The organism is Flavobacterium sp. PL12, from assembly GCF_039123485.1.
In the GTDB taxonomy this organism is placed as follows: domain Bacteria; phylum Bacteroidota; class Bacteroidia; order Flavobacteriales; family Flavobacteriaceae; genus Flavobacterium; species Flavobacterium weaverense.
In genome coordinates this window covers 1-26,172 of the sequence record NZ_JBANDI010000020.1, presented here as the reverse complement: position 1 = coordinate 26,172, position 26,172 = coordinate 1, and the positions used below count along the sequence as shown (strand labels likewise).

24 protein-coding genes and 1 tRNA gene are annotated in these 26,172 nt (G+C 32.5%); 15 read left to right on the top strand and 10 right to left on the bottom strand.

Annotation, left to right across the window (positions count from 1 at the left end; translation table 11 throughout):
* Positions 1-223: 223 nt before the first annotated feature.
* From RCH19_RS10255 to sufD, 6 genes are read left to right on the top strand one after another with little or no spacing between them, the layout of a single operon-like run.
* A complete protein-coding gene (locus RCH19_RS10255) occupies positions 224-553 on the top strand; it encodes an iron-sulfur cluster assembly accessory protein (RefSeq protein WP_121924801.1) in 330 nt (109 codons plus the stop codon).
* An 18-nt stretch (positions 554-571) separates the two neighbouring features.
* Positions 572-2,020, top strand: coding sequence for a Fe-S cluster assembly protein SufB (gene sufB / locus RCH19_RS10250; protein WP_121924800.1), 1,449 nt, complete (start codon positions 572-574; stop codon positions 2,018-2,020).
* 25 nt (positions 2,021-2,045) lie between these two features.
* On the top strand, positions 2,046-2,252 hold the full coding sequence (locus tag RCH19_RS10245; RefSeq protein WP_121924799.1) for a DUF2683 family protein: 207 nt from the start codon (positions 2,046-2,048) through the stop codon (positions 2,250-2,252).
* Entirely contained in the window at positions 2,243-2,515 is a 273-nt protein-coding gene (locus RCH19_RS10240) for a Txe/YoeB family addiction module toxin (protein WP_343023139.1), read from the top strand. Before RCH19_RS10245 ends, RCH19_RS10240 begins: the two co-directional genes overlap by 10 nt.
* An 11-nt stretch (positions 2,516-2,526) precedes the next feature.
* Positions 2,527-3,279 carry a Fe-S cluster assembly ATPase SufC gene (gene sufC, locus RCH19_RS10235; protein ID WP_343023138.1) on the top strand — a complete coding sequence of 251 codons (753 nt, stop codon included), beginning with the start codon at positions 2,527-2,529 and terminating at the stop codon, positions 3,277-3,279.
* A 6-nt stretch (positions 3,280-3,285) separates the two neighbouring features.
* On the top strand, positions 3,286-4,602 hold the full coding sequence (sufD, locus tag RCH19_RS10230; RefSeq protein ID WP_343023137.1) for a Fe-S cluster assembly protein SufD: 1,317 nt from the start codon (positions 3,286-3,288) through the stop codon (positions 4,600-4,602).
* 75 nt (positions 4,603-4,677) lie between these two features.
* Here the strand turns inward: sufD and RCH19_RS10225 are convergent, their stop codons facing one another.
* Entirely contained in the window at positions 4,678-6,042 is a 1,365-nt protein-coding gene (locus tag RCH19_RS10225) for a serine hydrolase (RefSeq protein ID WP_343023136.1), read from the bottom strand.
* A gap of 164 nt (positions 6,043-6,206) precedes the next feature.
* Here RCH19_RS10225 and RCH19_RS10220 point away from each other — a divergent pair, with 164 nt between their 5' ends.
* From RCH19_RS10220 to RCH19_RS10190, 7 genes are all read left to right on the top strand, one after another.
* The gene (locus RCH19_RS10220) at positions 6,207-7,421 is read left to right on the top strand and encodes a cysteine desulfurase (protein WP_343023135.1); all 1,215 of its coding nucleotides are present in this window, start codon (positions 6,207-6,209) and stop codon (positions 7,419-7,421) included.
* Between the two features lie 12 nt (positions 7,422-7,433).
* Positions 7,434-7,868: a hypothetical protein gene (locus RCH19_RS10215; RefSeq protein WP_343023134.1), complete on the top strand. Its 435-nt coding sequence runs from the start codon at positions 7,434-7,436 to the stop codon at positions 7,866-7,868.
* 23 nt (positions 7,869-7,891) lie between these two features.
* Positions 7,892-8,311 carry a SufE family protein gene (locus RCH19_RS10210; protein ID WP_343023133.1) on the top strand — a complete coding sequence of 140 codons (420 nt, stop codon included), beginning with the start codon at positions 7,892-7,894 and terminating at the stop codon, positions 8,309-8,311.
* 154 nt (positions 8,312-8,465) lie between these two features.
* Positions 8,466-8,879 (top strand): GxxExxY protein, encoded by a 414-nt coding sequence (locus RCH19_RS10205; protein ID WP_343023132.1) that lies wholly within the window; start codon positions 8,466-8,468, stop codon positions 8,877-8,879.
* A 176-nt stretch (positions 8,880-9,055) separates the two neighbouring features.
* Entirely contained in the window at positions 9,056-9,379 is a 324-nt protein-coding gene (locus RCH19_RS10200) for an SUF system Fe-S cluster assembly protein (RefSeq protein ID WP_121924790.1), read from the top strand.
* A 94-nt stretch (positions 9,380-9,473) separates the two neighbouring features.
* Positions 9,474-9,986, top strand: coding sequence for a DUF2480 family protein (locus tag RCH19_RS10195; RefSeq protein ID WP_343023131.1), 513 nt, complete (start codon positions 9,474-9,476; stop codon positions 9,984-9,986).
* 88 nt (positions 9,987-10,074) lie between these two features.
* A complete protein-coding gene (locus RCH19_RS10190; protein ID WP_343023130.1) occupies positions 10,075-10,923 on the top strand; it encodes a DUF3078 domain-containing protein in 849 nt (282 codons plus the stop codon).
* A gap of 667 nt (positions 10,924-11,590) precedes the next feature.
* On the opposite strand, the gene RCH19_RS10185 is transcribed toward RCH19_RS10190, so the two are convergent.
* The 9 genes from RCH19_RS10185 to RCH19_RS10145 form a co-directional block, all read right to left on the bottom strand.
* A complete protein-coding gene (locus RCH19_RS10185) occupies positions 11,591-12,895 on the bottom strand; it encodes a DUF819 family protein (RefSeq protein ID WP_343023129.1) in 1,305 nt (434 codons plus the stop codon).
* A 151-nt stretch (positions 12,896-13,046) separates the two neighbouring features.
* The gene (locus RCH19_RS10180) at positions 13,047-13,667 is read right to left on the bottom strand and encodes a hypothetical protein (RefSeq protein ID WP_343023128.1); all 621 of its coding nucleotides are present in this window, start codon (positions 13,665-13,667) and stop codon (positions 13,047-13,049) included.
* Positions 13,668-13,912: 245 nt separating this feature from the next.
* Positions 13,913-15,163 (bottom strand): GTPase HflX, encoded by a 1,251-nt coding sequence (hflX, locus tag RCH19_RS10175; protein ID WP_343023127.1) that lies wholly within the window; start codon positions 15,161-15,163, stop codon positions 13,913-13,915.
* A 180-nt stretch (positions 15,164-15,343) separates the two neighbouring features.
* The gene (locus RCH19_RS10170) at positions 15,344-15,814 is read right to left on the bottom strand and encodes an FKBP-type peptidyl-prolyl cis-trans isomerase (RefSeq protein ID WP_343023126.1); all 471 of its coding nucleotides are present in this window, start codon (positions 15,812-15,814) and stop codon (positions 15,344-15,346) included.
* Positions 15,815-15,852: 38 nt separating this feature from the next.
* A complete protein-coding gene (locus RCH19_RS10165; RefSeq protein WP_343023125.1) occupies positions 15,853-17,208 on the bottom strand; it encodes a DUF5689 domain-containing protein in 1,356 nt (451 codons plus the stop codon).
* Positions 17,209-17,218: 10 nt separating this feature from the next.
* Entirely contained in the window at positions 17,219-20,056 is a 2,838-nt protein-coding gene (locus tag RCH19_RS10160; RefSeq protein WP_343023124.1) for a carboxypeptidase-like regulatory domain-containing protein, read from the bottom strand.
* A gap of 506 nt (positions 20,057-20,562) precedes the next feature.
* Positions 20,563-21,774 carry an MFS transporter gene (locus tag RCH19_RS10155; protein WP_121924782.1) on the bottom strand — a complete coding sequence of 404 codons (1,212 nt, stop codon included), beginning with the start codon at positions 21,772-21,774 and terminating at the stop codon, positions 20,563-20,565.
* Positions 21,775-22,045: 271 nt separating this feature from the next.
* Entirely contained in the window at positions 22,046-23,086 is a 1,041-nt protein-coding gene (locus tag RCH19_RS10150; RefSeq protein WP_343023123.1) for a Gfo/Idh/MocA family oxidoreductase, read from the bottom strand.
* Between the two features lie 104 nt (positions 23,087-23,190).
* Positions 23,191-24,258, bottom strand: a complete 1,068-nt coding sequence (locus RCH19_RS10145; protein ID WP_343023122.1) for an NADH:flavin oxidoreductase/NADH oxidase — start codon at positions 24,256-24,258, stop codon at positions 23,191-23,193.
* Positions 24,259-24,445: 187 nt separating this feature from the next.
* On the opposite strand from RCH19_RS10145, the gene rseP reads away from it, so the two are divergent.
* Positions 24,446-25,789, top strand: a complete 1,344-nt coding sequence (gene rseP, locus RCH19_RS10140; RefSeq protein ID WP_343023121.1) for an RIP metalloprotease RseP — start codon at positions 24,446-24,448, stop codon at positions 25,787-25,789.
* A 103-nt stretch (positions 25,790-25,892) separates the two neighbouring features.
* Positions 25,893-25,966, top strand: a tRNA-Asn gene (locus RCH19_RS10135).
* Positions 25,967-26,172: the final 206 nt, after the last annotated feature.

Genomic DNA, 26,172 nt, shown 5'->3' with positions numbered 1-26,172 from the left:
AAGTTAAGGAATTCAAATTCGATTCGCCCTTACAAATAACTTTTTTCTATTTTATCATTAGTTATAAAAATGTTATCAATTATGGAAAAAGCTTTTTATATAGTATCTTTGTCCTTAATTTAGACAAAATCAATATAAGGTCTAATTCGAGTTTCTAAAAATTACTTTTAAAACAGAATTTATTGCTCAATTAATAACTTGTAAAACAAATAAAAACGAACTTATGATTAAAGTTTCTGACACTGCAAGAAAAAAAATTATTGATCTTATGAAAGACGATGGTTTTGATGCTGCAACAGACTATGTGAGAGTTGGTGTAAAAAGCGGCGGATGTTCTGGATTGTCTTATGATTTAAAATTTGATAAAACTAAAAATGAAGAAGATAAAATTTTCATTGACAACGACATAACGATAGCTGTAGAAAAAAAATCATTTCTATACTTAGCCGGAACAATATTAGAATTTTCAGGAGGAATAAACGGAAAAGGATTTGTTTTCAATAATCCAAATGCCAACAGAACTTGTGGATGCGGAGAGAGTTTCTCTTTGTAAAACATTAAACTAAAAAATATGTCAAAATATACCGAAGACGATTTAAAAATCGAACTCGAAACTAAAGAATATGAGTACGGATTTTACACAGACTTAGAATCTGATACGTTTCCCATAGGTTTAAACGAAGATATTGTACGTGCAATTTCTCTTCGCAAAGAAGAACCACAATGGATGACGGATTGGCGTCTTGAAGCTTTTCGTGCTTGGCAATTAATGATTGAGCCTGAATGGGCAAATGTGCATTATAAAAAACCTGACTTTCAAGCTATTTCTTATTATTCAGCTCCAAAAACAATTGATCCTAATAAAACATTAGATGATGTTGATCCGGAACTTTTAGAAATGTATAAAAAGCTAGGAATCTCGGTTGATGAGCAAAAAATGATGAATAATGTAGCAATGGATATTGTTGTTGACTCGGTTTCGGTAGCAACTACATTCAAGAAAACATTAGGTGAAAAAGGAATTATCTTTATGAGTATTTCTGAAGCTATCAAGGAACATCCAGAATTAGTTCGCAAGCACTTAGGAACTGTTGTCCCTCAAAAAGACAATTTCTACGCGGCGCTGAATTCAGCTGTTTTCTCTGATGGATCTTTCTGTTATATTCCAAAAGGCGTTCGATGTCCAATGGAACTTTCGACTTATTTTAGAATTAATCAAGCAGGAACAGGACAATTCGAAAGAACATTATTAATCGCTGACGAAGGAAGTTACGTAAGTTACCTTGAAGGTTGTACTGCTCCAAGTCGTGATGAAAATCAATTACACGCCGCTGTTGTCGAATTGATCGCAATGGAAGGCGCAGAAATAAAATATTCTACCGTTCAAAACTGGTTCCCTGGAAACAAAGAAGGTGTAGGTGGTGTTTTCAACTTTGTTACTAAAAGAGGAATTTGTGAGAAAAACGCAAAAATTTCTTGGACACAAGTTGAAACGGGTTCTGCAGTAACTTGGAAATACCCGTCAGTAATTTTAAAAGGAGATAATTCAGTAGGAGAATTTTATTCAATTGCGGTTACTAATAATTATCAACAAGCTGATACTGGAACAAAAATGATCCATTTAGGTAAAAATACTAAATCGACTATTATTTCTAAAGGTATTTCTGCTGGAAAATCACAAAATAGTTATCGTGGTTTAGTGAAAATTGGACCAAATGCGGATAACGCTAGAAACTTTTCACAATGTGACTCGTTACTTATGGGTAACAATTGTGGTGCGCATACTTTCCCTTACATCGAAACAAAAAATCCAAGTGCTAAAATTGAGCATGAGGCTACAACTTCAAAAATTGGTGAAGACCAAGTTTTTTATTGTAACCAACGTGGAATTCCAACGGAGAAAGCAATTGCTTTAATCGTAAATGGTTTTAGTAAAGATGTTTTGAACAAGCTGCCAATGGAATTTGCTGTAGAAGCTCAAAAATTACTTGAGATTAGTCTAGAAGGTTCAGTAGGTTAAAAAATTTATTTAAATTTATATAGCTATGGATATTGTTTTAAAAAATGTGAAGAAGAAAGATTTTCCAGTGTTAAAATCATTGGCAAAATCACTTGGATTTGAAATTATTGAAAAAATTGACAAGCCATACAATCCTGAGTTTGTAAAAGAAATTTTAGAAGCTAGAGAAGAATTAAAGCAAGGAAAAGGAATAAAAATGTCATTGGAAGAAATAGACAAACTATGGAAATAGTTTTTTTTAAAAAAGCGCAAAATGACATATTACTTTGGAATAAATCTGGGAAGAAGAAAATTCTAAAGAAAATATCTGAATTACTACGAGACATTCAAAGAAGCCCTTATGAAGGCATTGGAAAACCAGAACAGTTGAAACATAATTTATCTGGAGTATGGTCTCGAAGAATTGATAAAGAACATAGATTAGTTTATGAGATTATAGACGAAAACACAATAGAAATATTAAATATCCTTTCAGTAAAAGGTCATTACCAATAAATAAAGACAACATGTTATCAATAAAAAATTTACATGCCACAATTGGCGATAAAGAAATATTAAAAGGGATTAATCTTGAAGTAAAGGCAGGAGAGGTTCATGCAATAATGGGACCAAATGGTGCTGGTAAAAGTACATTGGCTTCAATAGTTGCAGGAAACGAAAACTACGAAGTAACGAGTGGAGAAATTTCATTAGATGGAGAAGATCTAGCTGATTTAGCACCGGAAGAAAGAGCACATAAAGGTGTTTTTCTTTCGTTCCAATATCCTGTAGAAATTCCAGGAGTTTCTGTTACAAACTTTATCAGAACAGCTATTAACGAAACTCGTAAAGCACAAGGTCTGGAAGAAATGCCGGCTAATCAAATGCTAAAAGTGATTCGTGAAAAATCAGAGTTATTAGAAATAGACAGAAAGTTTTTATCTCGCTCTCTTAACGAAGGTTTCTCTGGTGGAGAGAAAAAACGTAACGAAATTTTCCAGATGGCAATGTTAGAACCAAAATTGGCTATTCTTGATGAAACTGATTCAGGACTTGACATTGACGCTTTACGTATTGTTGCAAATGGTGTAAATAAATTGAAAAGCGATAAAAACGCAGTAGTTGTGATTACGCACTACCAGCGCTTATTAGATTATATCGTTCCTGATTTTGTTCACGTTCTTATGGACGGAAAAATTGTAAAATCTGGTGATGCTAGTTTAGCGCTAGAATTAGAAGAAAAAGGATACGATTGGATCAAACAAGAACAAGAAGCATAATAAAAAATGGAATTAAAAGAAAAATTACTATCGTCTTTTATGGCTTTTGAAGAGCGTGTGGATGTTCACTCTGAACTTCATGATGTGCGAACTGCTGCCATAAAAAACTTTGAAAATAAAGGATTCCCATCCAAAAAAGAAGAATCTTGGAAATACACTTCACTAAATGCCATCTTAAAAAATGACTTTACAGTTTTTCCAAAGCATGAAAACTCAATTGAATTCAGCCAAGTTAGTAAGTACTTTTTAAATGAAGTAGATACGTATAAAGTGGTTTTTGTTGATGGTGTTTTCAGCTCTCATTTATCTTCAACAACTCATGAAGGAATTGATGTTTGTTTGATGGCTTCGGCATTAAACAAGCCAAAATACAAAATGGTTATTGATAAATATTTTAACCAAATCGCAAATAAAGATGATAGTTTAACTTCTTTAAATACGGCTTTCGCCAATGAAGGAGCTTACATCAATATTCCGAAAGGTAAAGTGGCACCAAAACCGATTGAAATCATGTATTTCTCTACAGGAAATGAAGCTGCACTTTTGGTTCAACCAAGGAATTTAGTAATCGTTGGCGAAAACTCACATGTTCAGATTATTGAACGTCACCAAAGTTTGAATGAAAATCCAGTACTAACAAATTCTGTTACTGAAATTTTTGCTGAAAAACGTGCCATCGTCGATTATTATAAAATTCAGAATGATACGCTTGAAGCGAATCTAATTGACAATACTTTCGTTTCTCAACAACAAGAAAGTCATGTATATGTACATACTTTCTCTTTTGGAGGGAACCTAACGCGTAATAATTTAAATTTTTATCACTTTGGTGAAAGATTGACAAGTACGTTGAATGGAATTACAATTATTGGTGGAAAGCAACACGTTGACCATTATACTTTAGTAAACCATGCAACTCCCAATTGTGAAAGTTTCCAAGATTATAAAGGTATTTATTCAGACCGTTCAACAGGAGTTTTCAACGGAAAAGTGTTTGTTGAAAAAGAAGCTCAAAAAACAAATGCTTTCCAGAAAAGTAACAATATATTGTTGAGCGATAAAGCAACTATAAATGCAAAACCACAATTAGAGATTTTTGCAGATGATGTGAAATGTTCTCACGGTTGTACAGTAGGACAATTAGATGAAACTGCATTGTTTTACATGCAGCAACGTGGAATTCCTCAAAAAGAAGCTAAAGCATTATTAATGTACGCGTTCTCAAATGTAGTTATCGAAAACATCAAAATACCCGAATTAAAACAAAGAATTACCAAAATTATTGCTACCAAATTAGGCGTTAAAATGGGATTTGATTTGTAGTTTTAATTAGAAAGTTCACTATGATTACAATAAGGTTACAAAGTTTATAATTGAACTTTGTAACCTTATTTTTTTTTACTTTTTGCTATTTGTGTTTAGATTCAAACTCCCTATTATTCCTTTCAACATTCCGTTTACATCAAACTTAGCATCTTCAGTTAAACCCATTCTGACGATTACTAAATCGAGCGACGGAATAATAAATACTTTTTGTCCTTGAAAACCGTTGCAAGAATACAAATCTCTTGGTGCATCAGGATATCTTCCACCAGCATTGAGCCAAAAGTGACCTCCATAATCTCCTTTTGATCCATTAGTTGGAGTAGCAACATATTTTGCCCAACTCTCATCAAATATTTGATCGCCATTCCAGTTTCCTTTGTGCAAGTACAACAAGCCAAACTTCGCCCAATCTCTTGTTGTGGCCCAACCGTAAGACGAACCCACGAAATTCCCTTTCATATCCGTTTCAATAACCATCGAGTTCATCCCAATTCTATCAATTAAGTCTGTATACCAAAAATCAAGATATTCTTGTTGCGTTCTGAATTGGCTTCTCAAAATTCCAGATAATAAATTCGTAGTTCCTGATGAGTAATTCCAATTTGTGTTTGGTTTGAAAGCAGCAGGTTTTACTAATTGCGATCGTGACATGTCCTTCTCTTGAAATAGCATATTGGTAGCGTCACAAATAGTGCTATAATTTTCCTCCCATTCTAATCCGGAATTCATGTGTAATAAATCATTAGTTGTAATTGTTTTACGTTCATCATTCTGCCATTCAGTTATAGGAGCTGATTTATAAATATCATATTTTCCTTGTTTTTGAAGAATTCCAAACATCGTAGCCGTAATACTTTTTGTCATGGACCAACCCAAAATTTTGCTTTCTTTATTAAAACCTGTATCGTATCTCTCCGCAATTACTTTGTCTTTATAGATTACTAAAACAGATCGCGATCTTTTATTGATTTCGCCCTTTTTATCAAAAGAATTGGCAACAGCCGCATTCAACTTAGTGTAATCCACATTACTGAAAAGAGTGTCTTTGGGTTCTAAATTCCCATAAGGAAATGGTAAATTGTTATTTAATTTAGTTCTTTTTGGAACTTCATAAGGCTTATTAACGTCAAAATCTTCTGTTATTAAAGTAGCTCCTAAACCTTCACGATAAATTGCCTTTCGTTCCTTTAATCCGTAAACGGAAGCTATTGCAAATTTTCCAGCATCGTCAATTGTGTTAGTAGCTAAATCAATTAGTTTAATATCATTATCGCCTTTCTCAATCATTTCCTGTGATCTATCATCTATAAAATGTCCCGAGGCAATACTTTTGGCTGAAAAGCCAGAAATTAAATCTAGTTTAGGATAAGTAGTAAATCCTACATAGAAAAGTGCAATAATTAAGGCAAGACCAACAAACTTAAAGAATTTTTTCATTTTGCTAAAGAATTAATTTATTGCAATTTAATAAAATAATAGTTCTTAGATTCAATAAGAAATTTCTATGAATGCATAACAAAGAATCATAAAAATTACGCAATTCATACCCAATACAATTTCGTTTTTCATTACTTTTGTATTTAGAACTTTTCTAAATAATTATGCTAGATATAAATAAAATTAGAGCAGATTTTCCAATTCTTTCTCAGAAAGTAAACGGAAAACCATTGGTTTATTTCGATAACGGAGCGACATCACAAAAGCCACAAGTTGTTATAGATGCCATATCAAAGTACTATCAGGAGATTAACGCAAATATTCATCGTGGCGTTCATACTTTGAGTCAATTAGCCACAGATGCCTATGAGATTTCACGCGGCAAGATTCAAAATCACATCAATGCTAAATTTTCTCATGAAGTACTTTTTACTTCGGGGACCACTCACGGTATTAATTTAGTTACTAATGGATTTGCTTCATTATTAAAAGCGGGTGATGAAATTTTAGTTTCGGCATTAGAACACCATAGTAATATTGTGCCTTGGCAAATGCTATGTGAAAAAACAGGAGCTATCCTGCGTGTAATTCCTATGAATGAAAATGGGGAATTGATCATGGCGGAGTACGATAAATTACTTTCGGACAAAACCAAAATTGTTACTGTCAACCATATTTCGAATGCTTTAGGAACTGTCAATCCTATAAAATATATGATTGACGAAGCGCATAAATTTGGCGCAGCTGTTTTAATTGATGGAGCGCAGGCAGTTCCGCATTTAAAACCAGATGTTCAAGAATTAGATTGCGATTTCTATGTTTTTTCGGGACATAAAATTTGTGGACCAACAGGTACTGGAATTTTGTATGGTAAAGAAGACTGGTTGAATAAATTACCTCCTTATCAAGGTGGTGGAGAAATGATCAAAGATGTAAGTTTCGAGAAAACAACTTACGCCGAATTACCTCATAAATTTGAAGCGGGAACTCCTAATATCGCTGGAGGAATTGTTCTAGGAACGGCTATTGATTATATGAATGAAGTTGGTTTTGAAAACATTCAACAGCAAGAATTAGAATTACTAGAATACGGAACAAAACGCTTGCTAGAAATTGAAGGTTTAAAAATTTATGGCACCGCTAAAGAAAAAACTTCTGTAATTTCATTCAATATTGAAGGAATTCATCCTTACGACATTGGTACGATAATTGACAAATTAGGTATTGCAGTACGCACCGGACATCATTGTGCGCAACCTATTATGAATTTCTTTAATATTCCCGGTACCATTAGAGCCTCATTTGCTTTCTATAATACTAAAGAAGAAATTGATGCCATGGTTGATGCTGTAAAAAGGGCAAAAATGATGCTGTCTTAAAAAAATAAAATTATGAAAATCCTAACTTTATTATTTCTTACTCTTTTTATGGGTAAAAGTTGTGATAGTGCAAAAGCCCAAGATATGGAAGCTGTAGTTATTGAATACACTGCAAATACAAGAGGATTTTATCAGAAATTAACTGTCAAAAATCAGATACTTACTGTTTCTAAAGACAGAAATTCTGAAGATAACGCGGTTGTTACCAAAATTGATGAAGCTAATTGGAATGAATTGGTTACTTACTTTAAAAAGATAAAATTAGAAACTCTAAAAGATTTAAAAGCTCCAACCGAAAAAAGATTTTATGACGGTGCGGCTATTGCCAATTTAAAAATTAGACATAAAGATAAAGATTACGAATCAAATAGTTTTGATCATGGTTTTCCACCAAAAGAAATAAAAAAGCTAGTCGATAAAATAAACTCATTTGTTAAAAAAGAATAAAACTGAAACAAATTCAGCTTACTATGAAAATAAAAGAAATACAAGAAGAGATCGTTGATGAATTTTCGATGTTTGACGATTGGATGGAGCGTTATGAATATATCATTGAACTTGGTAAAAAACTTCCTTTAATTAAGGAAGATTACAAAACAGAAAATAACCTAATTAAAGGATGTCAATCGAAAGTCTGGTTACAAGGTGAGCAGACTAACGACATGATTGTTTTCACCGCAGATAGTGATGCCATTTTAACTAAGGGAATTATAGCGATATTAATTCGTACGTTCTCTAATCAAAGTGCAAAAGATATTCTTGAAGCTGATATGGATTTTATCGATGAAATCGGTTTAAAAGAACACTTGTCACCAACTCGTGCCAACGGATTAGTTTCAATGATAAAGAACATTAAAATGTATGCTTTAGCGTTTAATGCTCAAAATTAAAATAGCTATAAAGATTTTTTTTAACCATATACGATATTAAAGATTATTTAAGAAAATCCAACTTATTTGTTTAAAATTGAGAGTAATTGAGATCGATGTGATACTTTGTTAATAGTTTAAAAATTATAATTTGGTATTATAAATATTTCTCCTTATGACTACAAAGAAAGAAGTAAAAGACTTAATTTATAAGGTAATTGGCGCAGCAATAGAAGTTCATAAACAAATGGGACCTAGTTTACTGGAAAGTATTTATCACAAATGTTTGATACACGAATTGACATTAAGAGGTCTGAATTTTAAATCAGAATTAGTTATTCCAATAGAATACAAAGGAATATCTTTAGAATCCGATTTAAGATGTGATTTATTCATTGAAGACATTTTAGTAGTGGAATTAAAAGCCGCAGATAAAGTGATACCTATTCATGTCGCTAAATTAATGTCGTATATGAATCTTTTAGAATCTCCAATCGGTTTAATGATTAATTTTAACGTTACTAATATTTATGAACATGGTCAAAAAACTTATGTAAATTATAGATATAATGTTCTAGATGACGATTAAAAAAAACTCATACAATGACTCAAATACATAAAAGAAAATTAACTATCTGATTTAAAATATTAAACTTATATGTTCTTACATCTCTTACATGGTTTAAATAATAGTTAATAAAAAACGTAGTCTAAAAATGAGGCTATATTTTTAAAGGTTTTCAAAATAATAAAATAAAAACAATAATGGAGCAAGAAATAGACACAACTGAATTAGGCGAATCAATCGTAAAAATGTTAAAAACAATTTACGATCCTGAGATTCCTGTAGATATTTATGAACTGGGATTGATCTATGACGTAATGGTAAATACGGATTATGAAGTGAAAATTCTAATGACTCTTACTTCTCCAAACTGTCCAGTAGCAGAAAGTCTACCTAGAGAAGTGGAAGAAAAAGTAAGATCAATCGAAAATGTAAAAGACGCTGAAGTAGAAATTACATTTGATCCACCTTGGAGTAAAGATTTAATGAGCGAAGAAGCTAAGTTAGAATTAGGTATGCTATAATTAGTCATAAAGTCAAAAGTCATAAAGTCTATATAGAGCTACTTTATGACTTTTGACCTTCGACTTTAAGACTTTAAGACTTTAAGACTTTAATATGGACGAAATAATAAATAAGGTAGCTAATAGTGTTTTGGAAGTTTTCGATCTAGAGGATTATTATCCGAAAGGAATTCGTGCGCAAATCGATATTTCCCAATGGCTCATAGAAGGATTTTTATTGAAGGAAAAAGATTTTAGAGAGCAACTTAAAAATCATGATTGGTCACAATATCAAGATCAATTTGTTGCTATAAATTGCAGTACAGATGCAATTGTTCCTGCTTGGGCATCCATTTTAGTTGCTATTCAATTAGCACCATTTGCGAAAAAAATTATTGATGGAACAATTGAAGATTTAGAAGCTTCAATATATGAAGAGTTACTTGCTAAAATTGATTACTCAGTATATTCAAACAAGCCAATGATTATAAAAGGTTGCTCAAGAAAACCTGTGCCAATGCGCGCCTACGTTTTAGCTGCGCATTACTTACAGCCTTTTGCGAGAAGTATTATGTACGGAGAGGCATGTTCAGCAGTTCCGTTATTTAAAGCAAGTTCAAAAGGGTAATGTACATTCTATTTTTCAATCATTTATTTATAAAATTAAAATTTAGCAAAAATTATTTATTTTTGGCAAAACTTTTAAATAGCATTTTATGAAAAATATAGCAATCACTTTAGTTTTTCTTATGAGCATTTTTGCTGCTAATGCACAAGAGACTGCAATAGACACGACGAAACTTTGGACTAAAAAAGGAAATTTTTCTTTGCTTTTTAACCAATCTTCTTATAACAAGCAATGGTTAGGCGGCGGAACTTCTAATATTGCTGGTAATCTTGGAATCAATTATGACTTCAATTATAAAAATGGCGATGTGGTTTGGGACAACAAATTTATCCTCGCTTACGGTTTGAGTAAAATAAAAGGCGATGCTAAAACTGCCAAAACTGATGATCGTCTAGAACTAAATTCTCTTTGGGGTAAAAAATTAAATGGGCAATGGTACTATTCTATGTACTTTAATTTTAAAACTCAAATGGATACTGGTTTAGACAAGAATTCTGTTAAAATTTCACATTTCTTTTCTCCTGCTTATTTTCAACTTGGACCTGGATTTTTATGGAAAAAAAATGATAATTTAAGTGTTAATTTTTCTCCTGCCGCTGCAAAATTAATTGTTGTTCATCCGCACTTTACTCAATTAGGATCTTCTTTTGGTGTACTACAAGGTGATTCCTCTCGATTTGAATTTGGTGCAAGCATTTCTGGATATTACAAACTTAATCTCATGACCAACGTATCCATTGAAAACAGATTGAATTTGTATTCTGATTATTTAGACAATCCTCAAAATGTTGATATTGATTACCAAATGAATGTAATTATGAAAATAAACAAATACCTATCTGCAAATTTAGCGTTACAAACTATTTATGACGATAACTCTATTAAAGCATTTCAAACAAGAGAAGTTTTTGGCTTAGGAGTTAATTACGGTTTCTAGATTAAAATGAATAGAAGGTATAATACCAATTGTGTTTTAAATTTACTGTTGTGTTTCTTGTCAAATCGAGCGTATTGGAGATTATATATGACTTGTAAGAAAGGTTTCGACGGTGCTCAACCGGACAAAAAATCAATAACCTTTTACAGTATATTCAAAGATGAAGTGGTATAATAATACATGGATATCAATAATGTTGTCATACCTAAAGGAATTAAGATTGACAATACAACATTTGATTTTTTATAAAGTTTAAAACTGAGCTTCAGAGAACCCAATAATAACAAAGGATAGCTTAGAATAAGAAAAAACATTCCTAAAGCTTCTATAATTTTGGGATTATCAAAAAGAAAAATTGAAAATAAAAAAACAATCGGCCATGCTAATATGGGAAGTAAATTTACTCCATTTAGTAGCTTTAACCATAACGGTATGTTTTCCGTATCGACATCAACTGTGTGACCAAAAAATTTAAACTTCATTTATTAATATTACTAAGTGAAAGTAAAACTGAACTAACTAAAAAATTGGCATACTAGATTAAATTAGTCTTTTTTTTGATACTATTTAAGTTATCAATTTAAGGACTTTTTAAAATAAAAACAAGGCAAAAAATATATTTGGAGCCATTTATTCTCAAAACTATTCTTTTTTAATGATTTAAAAACTATTTCGGAGCTGCGATTTCCATCAAAAATGCAGCTAGCAACGCACCATACGTTCCGATTACATATCCAAAAACTGCCAGAAGAACTCCTACACTTGCTAACGACGGATGAAAAGCAGAAGCCACAATTGGCGCAGAAGCTGCTCCACCTATATTGGCTTTACTTCCAACAGCGAGAAAGAAAAATGGAGCTTTAATTATCTTTGCAACGATAACGAGAAGCAAAACGTGTATTGACATCCAAATTAATCCTACAATTAATAATCCTGGATTGCTCATCACAGATCCTAAATCCATTTTCATTCCAATGGAAGCGACTAAAATATAAATAAATACACTTCCTAATTTACTCGCTCCAGCGCCTTCATACTCTTTTAGTTTTGTGAAAGAGAATAGAATTCCTAACACGGTTGCTATTGTAACCATCCAAAAGAATCGATCTCCAAAAGTAGATGCAAAACTCGTTGGGTCATTTACAATTTCAAAACTTGCCTTTAGAAAGTCGGAAATCGAGTTACTCCCCCAATGTGAAAGTCCAACTGCTGTAAAAGCAATACCTAAAATAATCATTAAGTCCGTCAAGCTCGGATTTCTAGTTACGTTGTTAGCATAAGCAGTAACTTTTTCTTTCAGCTCGTCAATAGAACTATTATCCGCTTTTAGCCACTTGTCTATTTTTTCTTTTTTGCCAATACCAAATAGTAGAAAAGCCATCCAAATATTAGCCACCACAATATCGACTAAGACCATGGCACCGTATTTTTCCTGATTGAATTTGAATACTTCCAGCATAGCAGCTTGATTTGCTCCACCACCAATCCAACTTCCAGCAATGGTCGAAAGACCACGCCAAACTGCATCAAAACCGGCACCACCAACTGTTTCTGGAGAGAAAATAGACATGATTAAAACAGCTATTGGAGCTCCAATAATTACACCTACGGTTCCTGTAAAGAACATAATCAATGCTTTTGGCCCTAATTTAAACATCGCTTTCAAATCAATGCTCAATGTCATTAAAACTAAAGCGGCTGGAAGTAAATACCGACTAGCAATAAAATATATCGAAGACTTTTTTGCAATTAATTCACCGCTTTCACCCACTTCATTCCATTCTGGTGCAATGATATTTAACGAGCTGAATATCGAAGGAAGTAAATAACACATCAACAAAGAAGGAAAAACCACGTAGAATTTTTTCCAAAATCCAAATTTTATTGCAGAAGTGTAAAACACAAATGCTAAAAGAAGCATTAATAATCCAAAAACGACTGTGTCGTCTGTAATAAAAGGTGGGTTTTTCATGTTTTTAATTTGGCTGCAAAATAGGATAAATTTAAAATTTTAGGCACTTTTTAAAGATATTTTCTACAAAAAGATCTAAAATATTTTCCGTTATATATCCTATGAATCCATTGGTAGAAATATTTGTGAGTTAAAATCGGGAAACATTTTTCTATTCCAAAAATAACTCTTTTTCTATTTTTAGTAATAAATCTATTTCTTGTATTGAATTAAGGGTGTATTTTACGTTATTTCCGCTTATATTATTTCCTTTTGCACTTATTACCTTCAAGTTTGATGGCGATCTAATTTGCAATAAATGAAAAGGTTCCATCGCTGTTAGGCCAAAAACTGGAAATAAATTTACGCTACTTTCTTCGACTGCTAAGGTATATCTCGCAATTCTTTTATTTTTATTAAACAGCATTAGCAGAATCTCATTTTTATTTTTAGAATTCTTGTTTTCAGAAAACTTAAAAGAATAATTTTCAACTGGCTTTTCATAATTATATGTGTTTATATAGTAAAACTTTGTGGAGTCAGATTGCTTTACAAAAAAATAATGAATTTTATTGGTTCTAATATCCCATATTCTAGATTTCAGAGAATCTTTTTCCGAATACATCTGCATAAAATAAGAATAATCATTAGAATTAAAAAGATTAGCTTCTTCACTATTATTAGCGTAAGCGTAATCAGTACCGAACTTGCTTTTAACTATTTTATTAAACTTGTACTCTTGTCCAAAAATAATTGTTGAGAAGAACAAAAATATAATGATTTGTTTTTTCATAAGAATAGAAAACGATTTAAAGAATTAATGAAACCAAATGGTAATGTAATCTGTTTTATAATACATTAAAATGCTCGACACTTTCTATATTAAATTAATATTATTTCTAAACAGTACCGAAATTTTTTATAGCTAAAATAAAGCAATTTTATTAAATTACTAACTTAGTTTACGATTAGAACAATATAAAAAAATCCCTTTGAAAAATCAAAAGGGATTAAGTATTTTATTAAACAGAGATATAACTATTCGTCGTCACTTTCCTCTCTATCTTCTTTTTCAACAGCATCCTTATAATCTGGATAAAGAAACTTATTGTATGGAAAACGAGTAATGTGAATCTGTCTCACAGCTTCGTAAACACGTTCTCTGAATTCTTCAAAATTTTCTTTTTGAGTAGCTGAAATAAATAAAGCATTTTGCTCTCCTACTCTACTCATCCAAGTTGATTTCCAATCTTCAAGTGTAAAATGTTTATTCGTTTTCTCTGTCATCAAATCATCCTCGTCAATAGTCAAATGTTTGTATGCATCAATTTTATTGAAAACCATAATAACAGGCTTATCATTAGCTTTGATATCTAATAAAGTCTGATTTACCGATGCAATATGATCTTCAAATTCAGGGTGAGAAATATCAACTACGTGTAATAAAAGATCAGCTTCACGAACCTCATCTAATGTGCTTTTAAAAGAATCTACCAATTGTGTTGGCAATTTTCGAATAAAACCAACAGTATCAGAAAGTAAAAAAGGTAGGTTTTTAATAACTACTTTACGAACAGTAGTATCTAAAGTTGCAAAAAGTTTGTTCTCCACAAAAACATCACTTTTACCTACTGCGTTCATCAACGTTGATTTCCCAACATTAGTATAACCCACTAATGCTACTCTAACCATTGCACCACGATTTCCGCGTTGCACGCCTTGTTGCTTATCAATAGTTTTTATTTTTTCTTTCAATAATGCGATACGGTCGCGTACAATACGTCTGTCAGTTTCAATCTCCGTTTCACCAGGTCCACGCATTCCAATTCCTCCTTTTTGGCGCTCAAGGTGCGTCCACATTCCGGAAAGTCTTGGTAGTAAATATTGACATTGCGCTAATTCTACTTGCGTTCTTGCGTATGAAGTCTCAGCACGTTGTGCAAAAATATCAAGAATAAGGTGCGTTCGATCAAGGATTTTACATTCCTCAATTATTTTAGATATATTTTTTTGCTGTGAAGGAGACAATTCATCATCAAATACTAATGTTGAAATATCATTTTCTCTAACAAATTGATGAATCTCTTCAATTTTTCCTGTTCCAACAAAAGTCTTTGGATTAGGACGTTCCATTTTTTGCGAAAAGCGTTTTACTACTTGGCCTCCAGCAGTAAAGGTCAAAAACTCTAATTCATCAAGATACTCGTTAAGTTTCTCTTCACTTTGATTTTGCGTTACAATACCAACTATAGCCGTTTTTTCGAAATTTATTACTTCTTTTTCTAACATGTCTTTGAATAAGCTACAAATTTAATGATTTGTAAGGAACTTATGTTGTAATGAGTTTATAAAAAAATCACAAGCTTTTAATAATATTATTATTTTAAAAACAGCTTTTTAAGTATAAAAAAAAGAGACTGCCCTATTGGACAATCTCTTTAGATTTCTTTAATCAATCAATGTTATAATTTATTTTACAGTAATTAATTTAATATCAAAAATAAGTACAGCGCCTCCAGGTATTCCTGGTCGACCTCCGTTACCGTAACCTAAACTAGAAGGTACTAATAGTACACCGCTTCCGCCTTCTTTGAAATATTGAATTCCTTCTGTCCATCCTTTTATTACTTGTTGTAGATTAAAAGTAATTCCTGCTGCTTCACTTTTATCAAAACTTTTACCATTAGTAAAATATCCTTTATAAGCAACTTTTACATCTGAATTTGAATTAGGCTGTTTCCCAGTTCCTTCTTCATTAATTATGTAATATAAACCAGTTTCGCTTTTTTGGGCAATCAAATTATTTTTAGCAATATAATCAGTGATTTCTTTTTCATTTTGGATTGTGTAATCAACTGGTTGCGTTTCTACATCAGATTTCAAATCTGGAAAGCAAGAAACAAATAGAAAAGATACAAGTACTATTAAAGTGTATTTCATGGTATTTATTATTTTATTTTGCCGCAAAGATAGTGAAATTAATTATCGCCAAAAATCTGCACATCATCTACTAGGAAAGCACCATCCAAGGCTAGATTCTTACCAGATCCAATATACTTGAAAGCTATATTAATTTTCCCTTTGTACGAAGATAAATCTACTGCGCCACTTCCTATAAATTGACGCCATGGTGTGGTTTGATTTGGTAAATTTGCTTTCAGCGGAATCCAATTCGCTTTGGTTACGTTCAATCCATCAAAATTAGTTGAAACTAAAACTTCAAGCGCGTTAAGCGGTGAATCAATATCTAAATGATGTTGAGCAGCTCTAAAACTAAGGACTTCGTTCTTATAGATGTCCATATCTATTTTTGGTGAAATTAACCAAGCAACATTTGTAACTACTTTAGTACCTGAAATACTAAACTCGGCATAACCATTACCTGCCGAAACCCCTCCTTTCCATAAGAGCGATCCATTTTGTGCAATGTTTGTCCAACCAGCAAGAATCAAATTTGATTTATCAACTGCAGTTTCAAAATCTTGAATAAAGAATGGAGTTGCTCTCACCCCTTCCATAACGACATCTTTTTCGGACCTTGCGAGCAATTGATAATCAGTTCCATATTTTGTAAGCACACCTCTTACTTTACCGCTACCAGTAGGAACTAAACTAGTAGAAAATTTAGCAAAACTACTAGTTCTAAAATAGATTTGGTTTCCAAGCTTATCCATTAGTGCCCAATTAGTCGCGCCACCTACATTATTTGTTTCTTCAAAATAATGGCGGCCCTTTGCGGCGATTGAAAATTGAACATCTGAAAGCTCTACTAAAGTGTTTAAGTATGAATCATTGAGCAGCTCAGTCATTGTAACGGCTTTTACAAGCTCATCCTCATTAACGTTTTTGCATGAGGCGTTAAGAACTGCTTTGTAATCATTTTGAGAAAGTCTTCCCACTCCACCATCATTATAGCCATTAACAAAAATGCTTCCAATACGCATTCCTCCAAATGAAACATCTGTAAATTGGTTTTTCAACTTTAGATATACTTTGTTGCCAACTCTATAATCTATATATAAATTAGTAGCGTCAACTGGAACGCTAAAACCTACTGCTGGAGTTGCGGCTGTAGCTAAGGTTTGAAAAGATATAGTTTTAAAAAAATTTCCGGCTTCATCACTTGATATAACATAAGCTTCAATGACGTCATCGTATTTATATTGAGCCACGATAGCGTTTGCGTTTGCACGAACTTCACTCACTTTGATATTAGGAATCAAATCCGTTTGCGTGCAAACTAATTGTGGTGCAGATAAATTATCGCTCGTGCAAGCGCTTAATAGTAGCAATGATAAAAAAAAGAAATAAGAATTATAAGTAGATTTTTTCATGTTCTAGAGACTATAAATTAATATATAAATTCACAAAATAGGTTCTTCCGTATCCGTAGAAATATTTATTACCGAAGGATGGCGTGCCACTAGAAACGTCTTGGTTCATTTCTCTAAAATTAGCATTTCGAGCCTGTTCATAACCACCAGTTTTATAAGTAACATCGAGTACATTATTGACACTTGCGAAAATGCCAAAATTCGTTCCATGTATTCGCCAAGATTTTCCACCTACAAGATTTAAAAGCATTAACGGATCAAATTTTTCTTGCTTTAGCAACTCTGCAGCTCGTTCCTCTGTTGCCTCGGGAAAGTTAAAACCGGAAGCTGGATTTTTATAAAATATTTTAGTTCTAGAAATTGCTGAGATGTCGATGTAGCTATTTGTGAGATAATTGACATTAGTACTAATCCACCAGTATTTTGGATCTCTATATTCTAAACCAAAAGAGTACGCTCGCTGTGGCATTCCTGCTTGCTTATAATTTTTAAGAGCAGCTGTTCCAAAATCAAAAACTGGATTTGTATTTTCTATGGAAGCTTTGGCGTCATTTACTAATGTAACTTGTGGATTACTTGCAAATGTATATTCTCCTAGGGCTGCGGCCAAAGTAGTTTTTACTGTCGAAGTCAATTGATATTCCAGACTTAACTCAGCACCAATATTCTTTTTATTTAGTTTGCTTAATGTTTGACTTACAAAAGCATCCGTATTCAAATATCCTGCTCCGTCATCAAAAATCCCTTCAGCGTAGAAAAATGAAATCTGAGTTATGTTTTTTATAAGTGAATAATATGTTGTCAATCTGCCTTTTAGTTTTGGCGAACGATAAATATAACTAACGTCGACACTATTAATATTTTCACTTTCAAGATCATTTACTATTGAATTATTTAGTCTAGAATTGGGAAAAGTATTGCGTAAAGAAGGTGCTTTGGTCAAATGTGCTGCATTAAAAGTAACCAATTTTTTTCCGGAAATTTTGAAATTAAATTCAGCTTTGAATCCGAAGTTTTCAAATGTTACTTTTTCACTTTTTCCAAAAGATGTGTTTTCGTAAATACCATTTTTATATAAACCTTCTCTTTGATAGGTTCTATTCGAAAACTGCTGCGCCAAGTAAAAATCAATTTTGTTATAAGTGAATTTAAACTGAGTAAAAGCCTCTAAAACAGCAGCAAAATAATTGTAATTATATCCATATGTTTCGCCTACTATAACTTGGCGATTTGCATTATTAAGATCAGATTGAGATTGTGAGCCTTTATAGAAGGTATCAATATCTTCAAAATATAGTCCCCCGAGTAAATCTAGAAGATGCTGAGAATAATTAGATTTTATTTTTTTAAATGATGCTCCAGCGTTTAAAAATATGTTTTCTGAAAGTTGAGTAGTTAAATTAGTATTGATTGCAGCAGTTTGGTCTTCGACTCGATCCTCATATAGAACGTATTTACTTTTTGCAGGTTCATATCCTGAAATAATGCCATTGGAATCAAGAAAAGGAGTTTGATTTGCTTTATAAATAGCAGTCCAATCGATTTGAGGATTAGCTAGGAATGAATTTTTGCTTTTCTCTGCATTTTCATAATCTGGCGTAAATGCTCCTGAAAATTCTCCGCTATCTTTTGCATATAACGAACTATAAAAACTAGGTATTTTTCTATAATAGGATGGATCAGGGCTGATAGTATTTTGATAATCAATATTGCTATTAGCTACTTTACCAAATTGATACGTTACACTAGAATTTAGGTTGGTTTTATCATTAATTTTAAAATAATGATTGAGCATAATAGTAGGCATTTCAATAGATTTTATCCTCGAATTCCGCTTTTTGCCATCTTGAAAACCCCAATAAGAATTGTATTTGATAGTCGTTAAATCGGTGACTTCAGATGTATTTGGAGAATTTTTAGCTCTGTAATTTGGAGTATACATTGCTGTTAGATTTAATGAATGTTTTTCGCTCCATTTTTTTTCAAGACTTAGAAAAAAAGAATTTGCATCATAGCTCGTTCCTTCAAAATAGCCCTCTTGTGCCCAGCGTTTTCCCGCAGAAACCACATAAGCCCAACCAGAAGGATTCATACCGCTCGCATAAGTAGCCATAGTTCGCCAACTATAGTTAGTATTTGTACATGAAAAAGTAATACGAGAACCCGGTCTATAAATCGAAGCGCGAGTATTGATTTGTTGCGTTCCTAAAATTCCACCGAAATTATAATCTGAAGCTGTAGTTCCCAGCGTAAATTCTTGATTGCGCAATGCATCATTCAATCCTCCCCATTCTCCCCATTGTGGTCTGCCATCATATATTTTATTCATGACAACACCATTAATCATCATCGTCGAATATTCGCTGTCTAATCCTCGAACCCTAAACCGAGCTTGTCCCCAGTTGAAGGCTGCTGATTGTAGAAAAACATCTCTTGAGGATTGTAAAAGTCCCGAAGTACTTTCTGAACTACTATTTTCATCACTAAAATCGCTTTCTACAAGTGTAATTATACTGCTTTGTTGTTCTAATGTTTGGTCTTCTTCTAAGCTGATTGTACCTAGATCAAGCATTTGGTCTGAAACAATTTCTAGCGGAAGGAGTACATCTTTGAATCCTTGGCTATGGATGAGTAGCAATACAGTACCTGGAGGCACAGAATCAAAAATAAATTGCCCATCAGTTTCAGTAATTTGCATTAATGAAGTATTTTGAACACTGACTACAACAAAACCCAATGGATTTTGAGATTTAGTTTCAATAATTCTTCCGAAAAAACCACTTTTATTTTGCGCAATTGCTCCCGATACATAAATAATAAAGAAAATTGTGAAGTAAAATTTATTCATACACTCAAATGCTATTAACGTTTATCAACAGAAAAATCCAAATTATAGAACATTTTATTTTAAATAGGGACTGCCAAAAGTTCAACTTATAAAACTCTCATAAGTTGAACTAAAAGCGTACATAATGCTATCCGAGATGGAGAACATTAATAATTGGACTAAAATTAAAGTTGGAAATTGATAAAAGCATCATATATAATCCTACTGAAAAAGTGGTATTTGAAATTCAGCAAGAAAAAGTGAGTTACAGAATTATAATGTTAAAAGTAATAATTAAATTCTAATCTATTGATTTTCAATGTATTTATTTTTACTGAAAAAGTTAGAATTGTTATTCCACCTCATTTTCGAAAATAAAAAAGAGTCTAAAGCCACGATGTTAATGGCATCTTAGCTGATTTAGCAGGTCAATAAGCAATGAAATAATCAAGAATATCATGTTCTAAAGTATTGAGAGTAAAACAAAATATTTTTGAAAAAGTGATTTACGGTTCCCAAATAAAACGTTATTCTACAGCTTCGATTTTAGAAACCATAAATGCGATTAGAACACCAAAAATGCCAATGAAACCGAACGAAAATCGGAGGCTTGAAACCTCAGCAATGTATCCTATTATTGGTGGTCCCATTAAAAAACCTAGGAAACTAACACTAGAAACAGTTGTTAGAGCAATACTTGGAGAGACATTTGGATTTTTACCGGCAAGGCTATAAACGGTAGGTACGATTGTAGAAACTCCAAGTCCTACTAACATAAATGCGAGTGTAGAGGGAACGATATACGGAAAGAAAACTGCTGTAAAAAGTCCAGTAGAAATCATAATTCCACTAATTTGTAAAACGTTTTTTCTACCAAATTTTCTAATTAAACCATCACCTAAAAATCTTCCTCCAGCCATCATAATCATAAACGAAGTATATCCTAAAATCACTAAAGGTCCAGGAGCTTTGATGACATCTTTAAAATAAACACCACTCCAGTCAAACATTACACCTTCACTTGCCATGCTACAGAACCCAATAATTCCCAACCAAATTAAACCGCTATCTGGTTTTGAGAACATTTTTTTCTTTTTGATCTTTATGGTTTCTTTCGCTTTTACTAGAAACTGAAAGTTGAAAGCCATCAATAAAAATACTATTACTCCAACGATCAGAAAATGAATATAAGGTGTCAAATCAAATGCTAGCATTGCTAACCCTACTAAAGCACCCATAAATCCTGCAAAACTCCACATGCCATGAAATGACGACATTATTGTTTTTTTGAAAAGCACTTCAGTGTAAACTCCTTGCGTATTTACTGCAATATTTGATAAATTCCCAAATATCCCAAAAACAAATAATCCCGCCGATAATTGCCAAGCGTTATTAGCCAATCCTAAATTTGTTAAGCTAAAAACATAAAAAAGCAAAGAAAATACTAACATTCGATGGCTTCCAAAACGGCTTACTAATTTTCCAGAAAATGGCATAATCACTAACTGTCCTAATGGCAACGCAAATAAAATTGATCCTAAATCTCCTTCACTAAGTTGCAAAGTGGTTTTGATATCTGGAATTCTACTAGCCCAAGTTGCAAAGCACAGTCCCATCCCAAAATAAAACATAGAAACCGCCCACCGAATTCTATTTAAATAAGAAATCTTTATGTCTTTGTACTGCTTCTTGAACTTTGCTTTTGTTTTTGATCTTCCTAAGAAGTTTATATTTATCAAACCGATTTATTTTAAATTTTAAAGTGCAAAATTACAACAAGCAATTGGCAATTGAATCAAAACCATTGGACCTAAAAAAACAATAACGTTATTGTTTATAAAAAGTCAATACTGAAAATATTATTACATTTTTTATATGAGGATAATGTCTCACAAATTATAAAGAATAACTTTCTTCAGATACATCATTATTGATTAACTAATATAATTTTAATCGCTTTTGAAAAACTTTGATTTACTGTAGGTACAGTAATAATCTTGCGATTAAATTTTATAAATCAATTAATTTTCGCTGCACGCTACTTTGAATTGCGGCTTCAATAATTTGCATCACAGCAACGCCATCCTTTGCAGTAACTGGTTCTGTACTGTCATTTACTATAGAATCATAGACACCTTCAAAAAAGTCGTAGTAATTTCCTTGTAGAGTTGGAATCATTTCATTAATTATTTTACCATCAATTTCTGTATGTAACAAGCCTCTTTTTTCAATTGACTCGGTTCCCCAAGTTGTTAAATTCGGTTTTTTACCTAATTTTAATTGGTCTTCCTGAACATCGCCTCTAGGTTTTAAGAAAGAACCTTTTTTACCATGAATTACATAAGCTGGATTTGCCTCTCGCACAAAAAATCCCGCTTTTAAACGCACACGAAAATTAGGATAATAGAGTACGATATCAATGTAATCATCAACTAATGAGTTTTTCCGTGTAATACGAATATCTGCAAAAACGGATCGTGGTAAACCAAATAAACATAATGCCTGATCAATAATATGTGGACCTAAATCCTTCAAGATTCCAGATCCAGAATTGATAGTTTCCTTGTGTTCTTTTGGACTCAATAATGGATTATATCTATCAAAATGAAATTCAACTTCTACGATTTCGCCAAAGAGTTCATCAAAAATTATTTTTTGAACTGTTTTAAAATCACTATCCCATCTTCTGTTTTGGAACACAGCCAGTTTTAATCGTTTTTCTTTGGCTAAAGCTAATAATTCCTGCGCTTCGGCAACAGTTGTCGTAAATGCTTTTTCGACAATTGCATGTTTTCCTGCTTGTAATACTTTTTTAGTATATTCATAATGCGTTGCCACAGGAGTATTTATAACGACTAAGTCTACATTATCATCTAACAATTCCTCTATTGACTCATAACTTTTAACCTCTGGAAAATCAAGATGAATCACTTTTTTACTTCTTTCCCAAGAACCAGTGAGTTCAAATCCGGGATGGAAAGTTAGAAAGGGAGCATGAAATACTTTTCCTGACATTCCGTAAGAAAGAAGAGCGGTTTTAATTTTTTGCATAATGTAATAATCAAATAGTGAATTGTAAAAGCCAAAAATGAATCTCACAAATTTAAACGTACTAAGTAGTGTAAAACTATGAAATTCATTTTCTATCTATTACTTTAGATTTTTGCTCTTTCGTATTGTTTTGGCCATTGAATTTCAGCTTCTAAATCATGTGCAAATGACAATCCTAAGTTTGGATTTCTTAATGATTCTCTAGCAAACAAAACCAAATCTGCTTTTCCTGACGAGATAATTTCTTCTGCTTGTTTGGCATCAGTGATTAAACCAACGGCCGCAGTCAAAATTCCTGTTTCTTTTTTTATACTTTCTGCAAAAGGAACTTGGTAATTAGGTCCTAACGGAATTTGTTGATGTGAAACTGCTCCTCCGGAAGAAACGTCAATTAAATCCACCCCTCTTTCTTTTAATATTTTCGAAAGCTGGATTGACTCTTCGATATTCCATCCTCCATCTGCCCAATCTGTTGCTGATATTCTAACAAATAAAGGTAAGTTTTCTAGCCATTCTGATTGAACTGCGGCTACTACTTCTAACGTTAATCGGATTCGATTTTCAAAACTTCCTCCGTATTCATCTGTTCGAAGATTAGACAAAGACGACATAAACTGATGTAATAAATATCCGTGAGCGCCATGAATTTCGACAACTTGGTAGCCCGCTTCAACAGCTCTTTTAGTCGCTGATTTAAAATCTGCAATGGCTTTTTGTATTCCACTTTTATCTAATGCTATTGGTGCTGTTTCATTTTCATGATACGCCAAAGCACTTGGTGCAACAGTGTTCCAGCCTCCATTTTCAATTGCTATCTTTCGACCACCGTTCCATGGTGACGCTGCACTCGCTTTCCTGCCAGCATGCGCTAATTGTATTCCGGGAATTGAATTTTGACTTACTATAAATTGATTAATTTGTTTCAATTTTTCAATTTGCTCGTCTTTCCAAAGTCCTAAATCTTGAGGTGAAATTCTTCCTTCGGGCGAAACAGAAGTCGCTTCTTGAATGATTAATCCAGCACCTCCACTAGCGCGACTTCCTAAATGAACAAGATGCCAGTCATTAGCAAAACCATCTGTTGCCGAATATTGGCACATTGGCGAAACAGCAATTCTATTTTTAAATTGGATACTTTTTATCGAAAGAGGCGAAAATAATTTTGATATCATAATGTAAGCTTTAAGTAGAAATAACTAAAAAATAAGTTGTAAAAAGTAAAGTTAAGCGACTGCAATTAAAGGAAAGATTGAATTTAAATTAATTAACAAAGTTTTAAAACCCTATGGAACAATATTTGTAAATTAAACAAATAGAAAACCTTACTTTTGTGAGTTGTAAAAGAACTAAAATTAAACAATGGACATATTTATAAAGCTTTCTCAATTTTTATTGAGTTTATCATTACTTATTATACTTCACGAATTAGGACATTTCATTCCTGCAAAATTATTCAAAACAAGAGTCGAAAAATTTTACTTATTTTTTGACGTTAAATATTCCCTTCTAAAAAAGAAAATTGGAGATACTGAATACGGTATTGGTTGGTTACCGCTAGGTGGATATGTAAAAATTTCTGGAATGATCGACGAAAGTATGGACAAGGAGCAAATGGCTTTGCCGCCACAACCTTGGGAATTTCGTTCTAAACCTGCTTATCAACGTTTAATTATTATGTTAGGTGGAGTTACGGTAAACTTTATTTTAGCATTTATCATCTATATAGGTATGGCATTTGCTTATGGCGAAACTTATATCGCAAACGATGATTTGAAAGACGGATTATTGATTGAAAACAAAGCAATGATTAATGTTGGTTTCAAAACAGGTGATAAAATACTTGCTGCTGACGGTTTAAAAATAGCAAAATTTGATAATGACATCACTATGAAAGTCATTATGGCAAAAGAGGTTTTGATCGAAAGAAATGGCATGCAACAAACTATTAAGATGCCAAATGATTTTGTAGATCAACTATCAAAGCACGAAAAGGGAGGCTTAATGAGCATCAGAATGCCATTTGTTGTGGGAGCAATCTCTGAAGATTCTAAAAATACCGCGTTACAGCCAAAAGATGTTGTGTTGAAATTAAACGGTCAGCCTGCTAAATATTTTGATCAAGCTAAAGCCATTTTAGAGAACAATAAGAATAAAATAATTCCTGCTACTATTTTAAGAGATTTAAAAGAGATTGAAGTTCCTGTTGTTGTAACTAGCGATGGAAAATTAGGAATTGGCGTTGGTGGATTAAGTTTGAGTAATCTTGAGAAATTAGGATACTATAAAATCAGCAAGCAAGAATTTGGTTTTCTGGAGGCAATTCCTGTTGGAATTACAAAAGGTAAAGATCAATTAATAGGATACGGGAAACAATTGAAAATGATTTTCAGTCCAAGTACTGGTGCTTACAAACAAGTAGGTGGATTTAAAGCAATATTTGATATTTTCCCAAACACGTGGAGTTGGGAAACGTTCTGGAATATTACTGCATTATTATCAATCATGCTTGGTGTAATGAACTTATTACCTATTCCAGCACTTGATGGTGGTCATGTTATGTTTTTATTATACGAAATTATTAGTGGTAAAAAACCTAGTGATAAATTCCTAGAGAATGCGCAATTAGTTGGTTTTGTTTTACTTATAACACTATTACTATTTGCTAATGGAAATGATATTTACAAAGCAATTGTAGGGAGATAAAAATAATTAAAAAAAGTTCGATTTTTATTTGCACAAACCAAATGATAGCCTATCTTTGCACCGCTTTAGAGATGTAACGCAAGTTACTTTTTACTGCTCAGTTTCCTTCTTAGCTCAGTTGGTTAGAGCATCTGACTGTTAATCAGAGGGTCCTTGGTTCGAGCCCAAGAGAGGGAGCTTTTATAAAAAGACTATCAGAAATGATAGTCTTTTTTTTTTGCACTAAAGTGAAGCGGAATAGTGCTTCACAGCGTAAAATTGAAAATAGTGGATTTTTGTCATTTGTAAGGGATCATAACGAAAACCTGTGGAGTAGCAAAAATTAGGCATATATGTTCGTTAGTCTAAACAGGAAAAATTCTATGTTTCTCACTCCTCTAAAT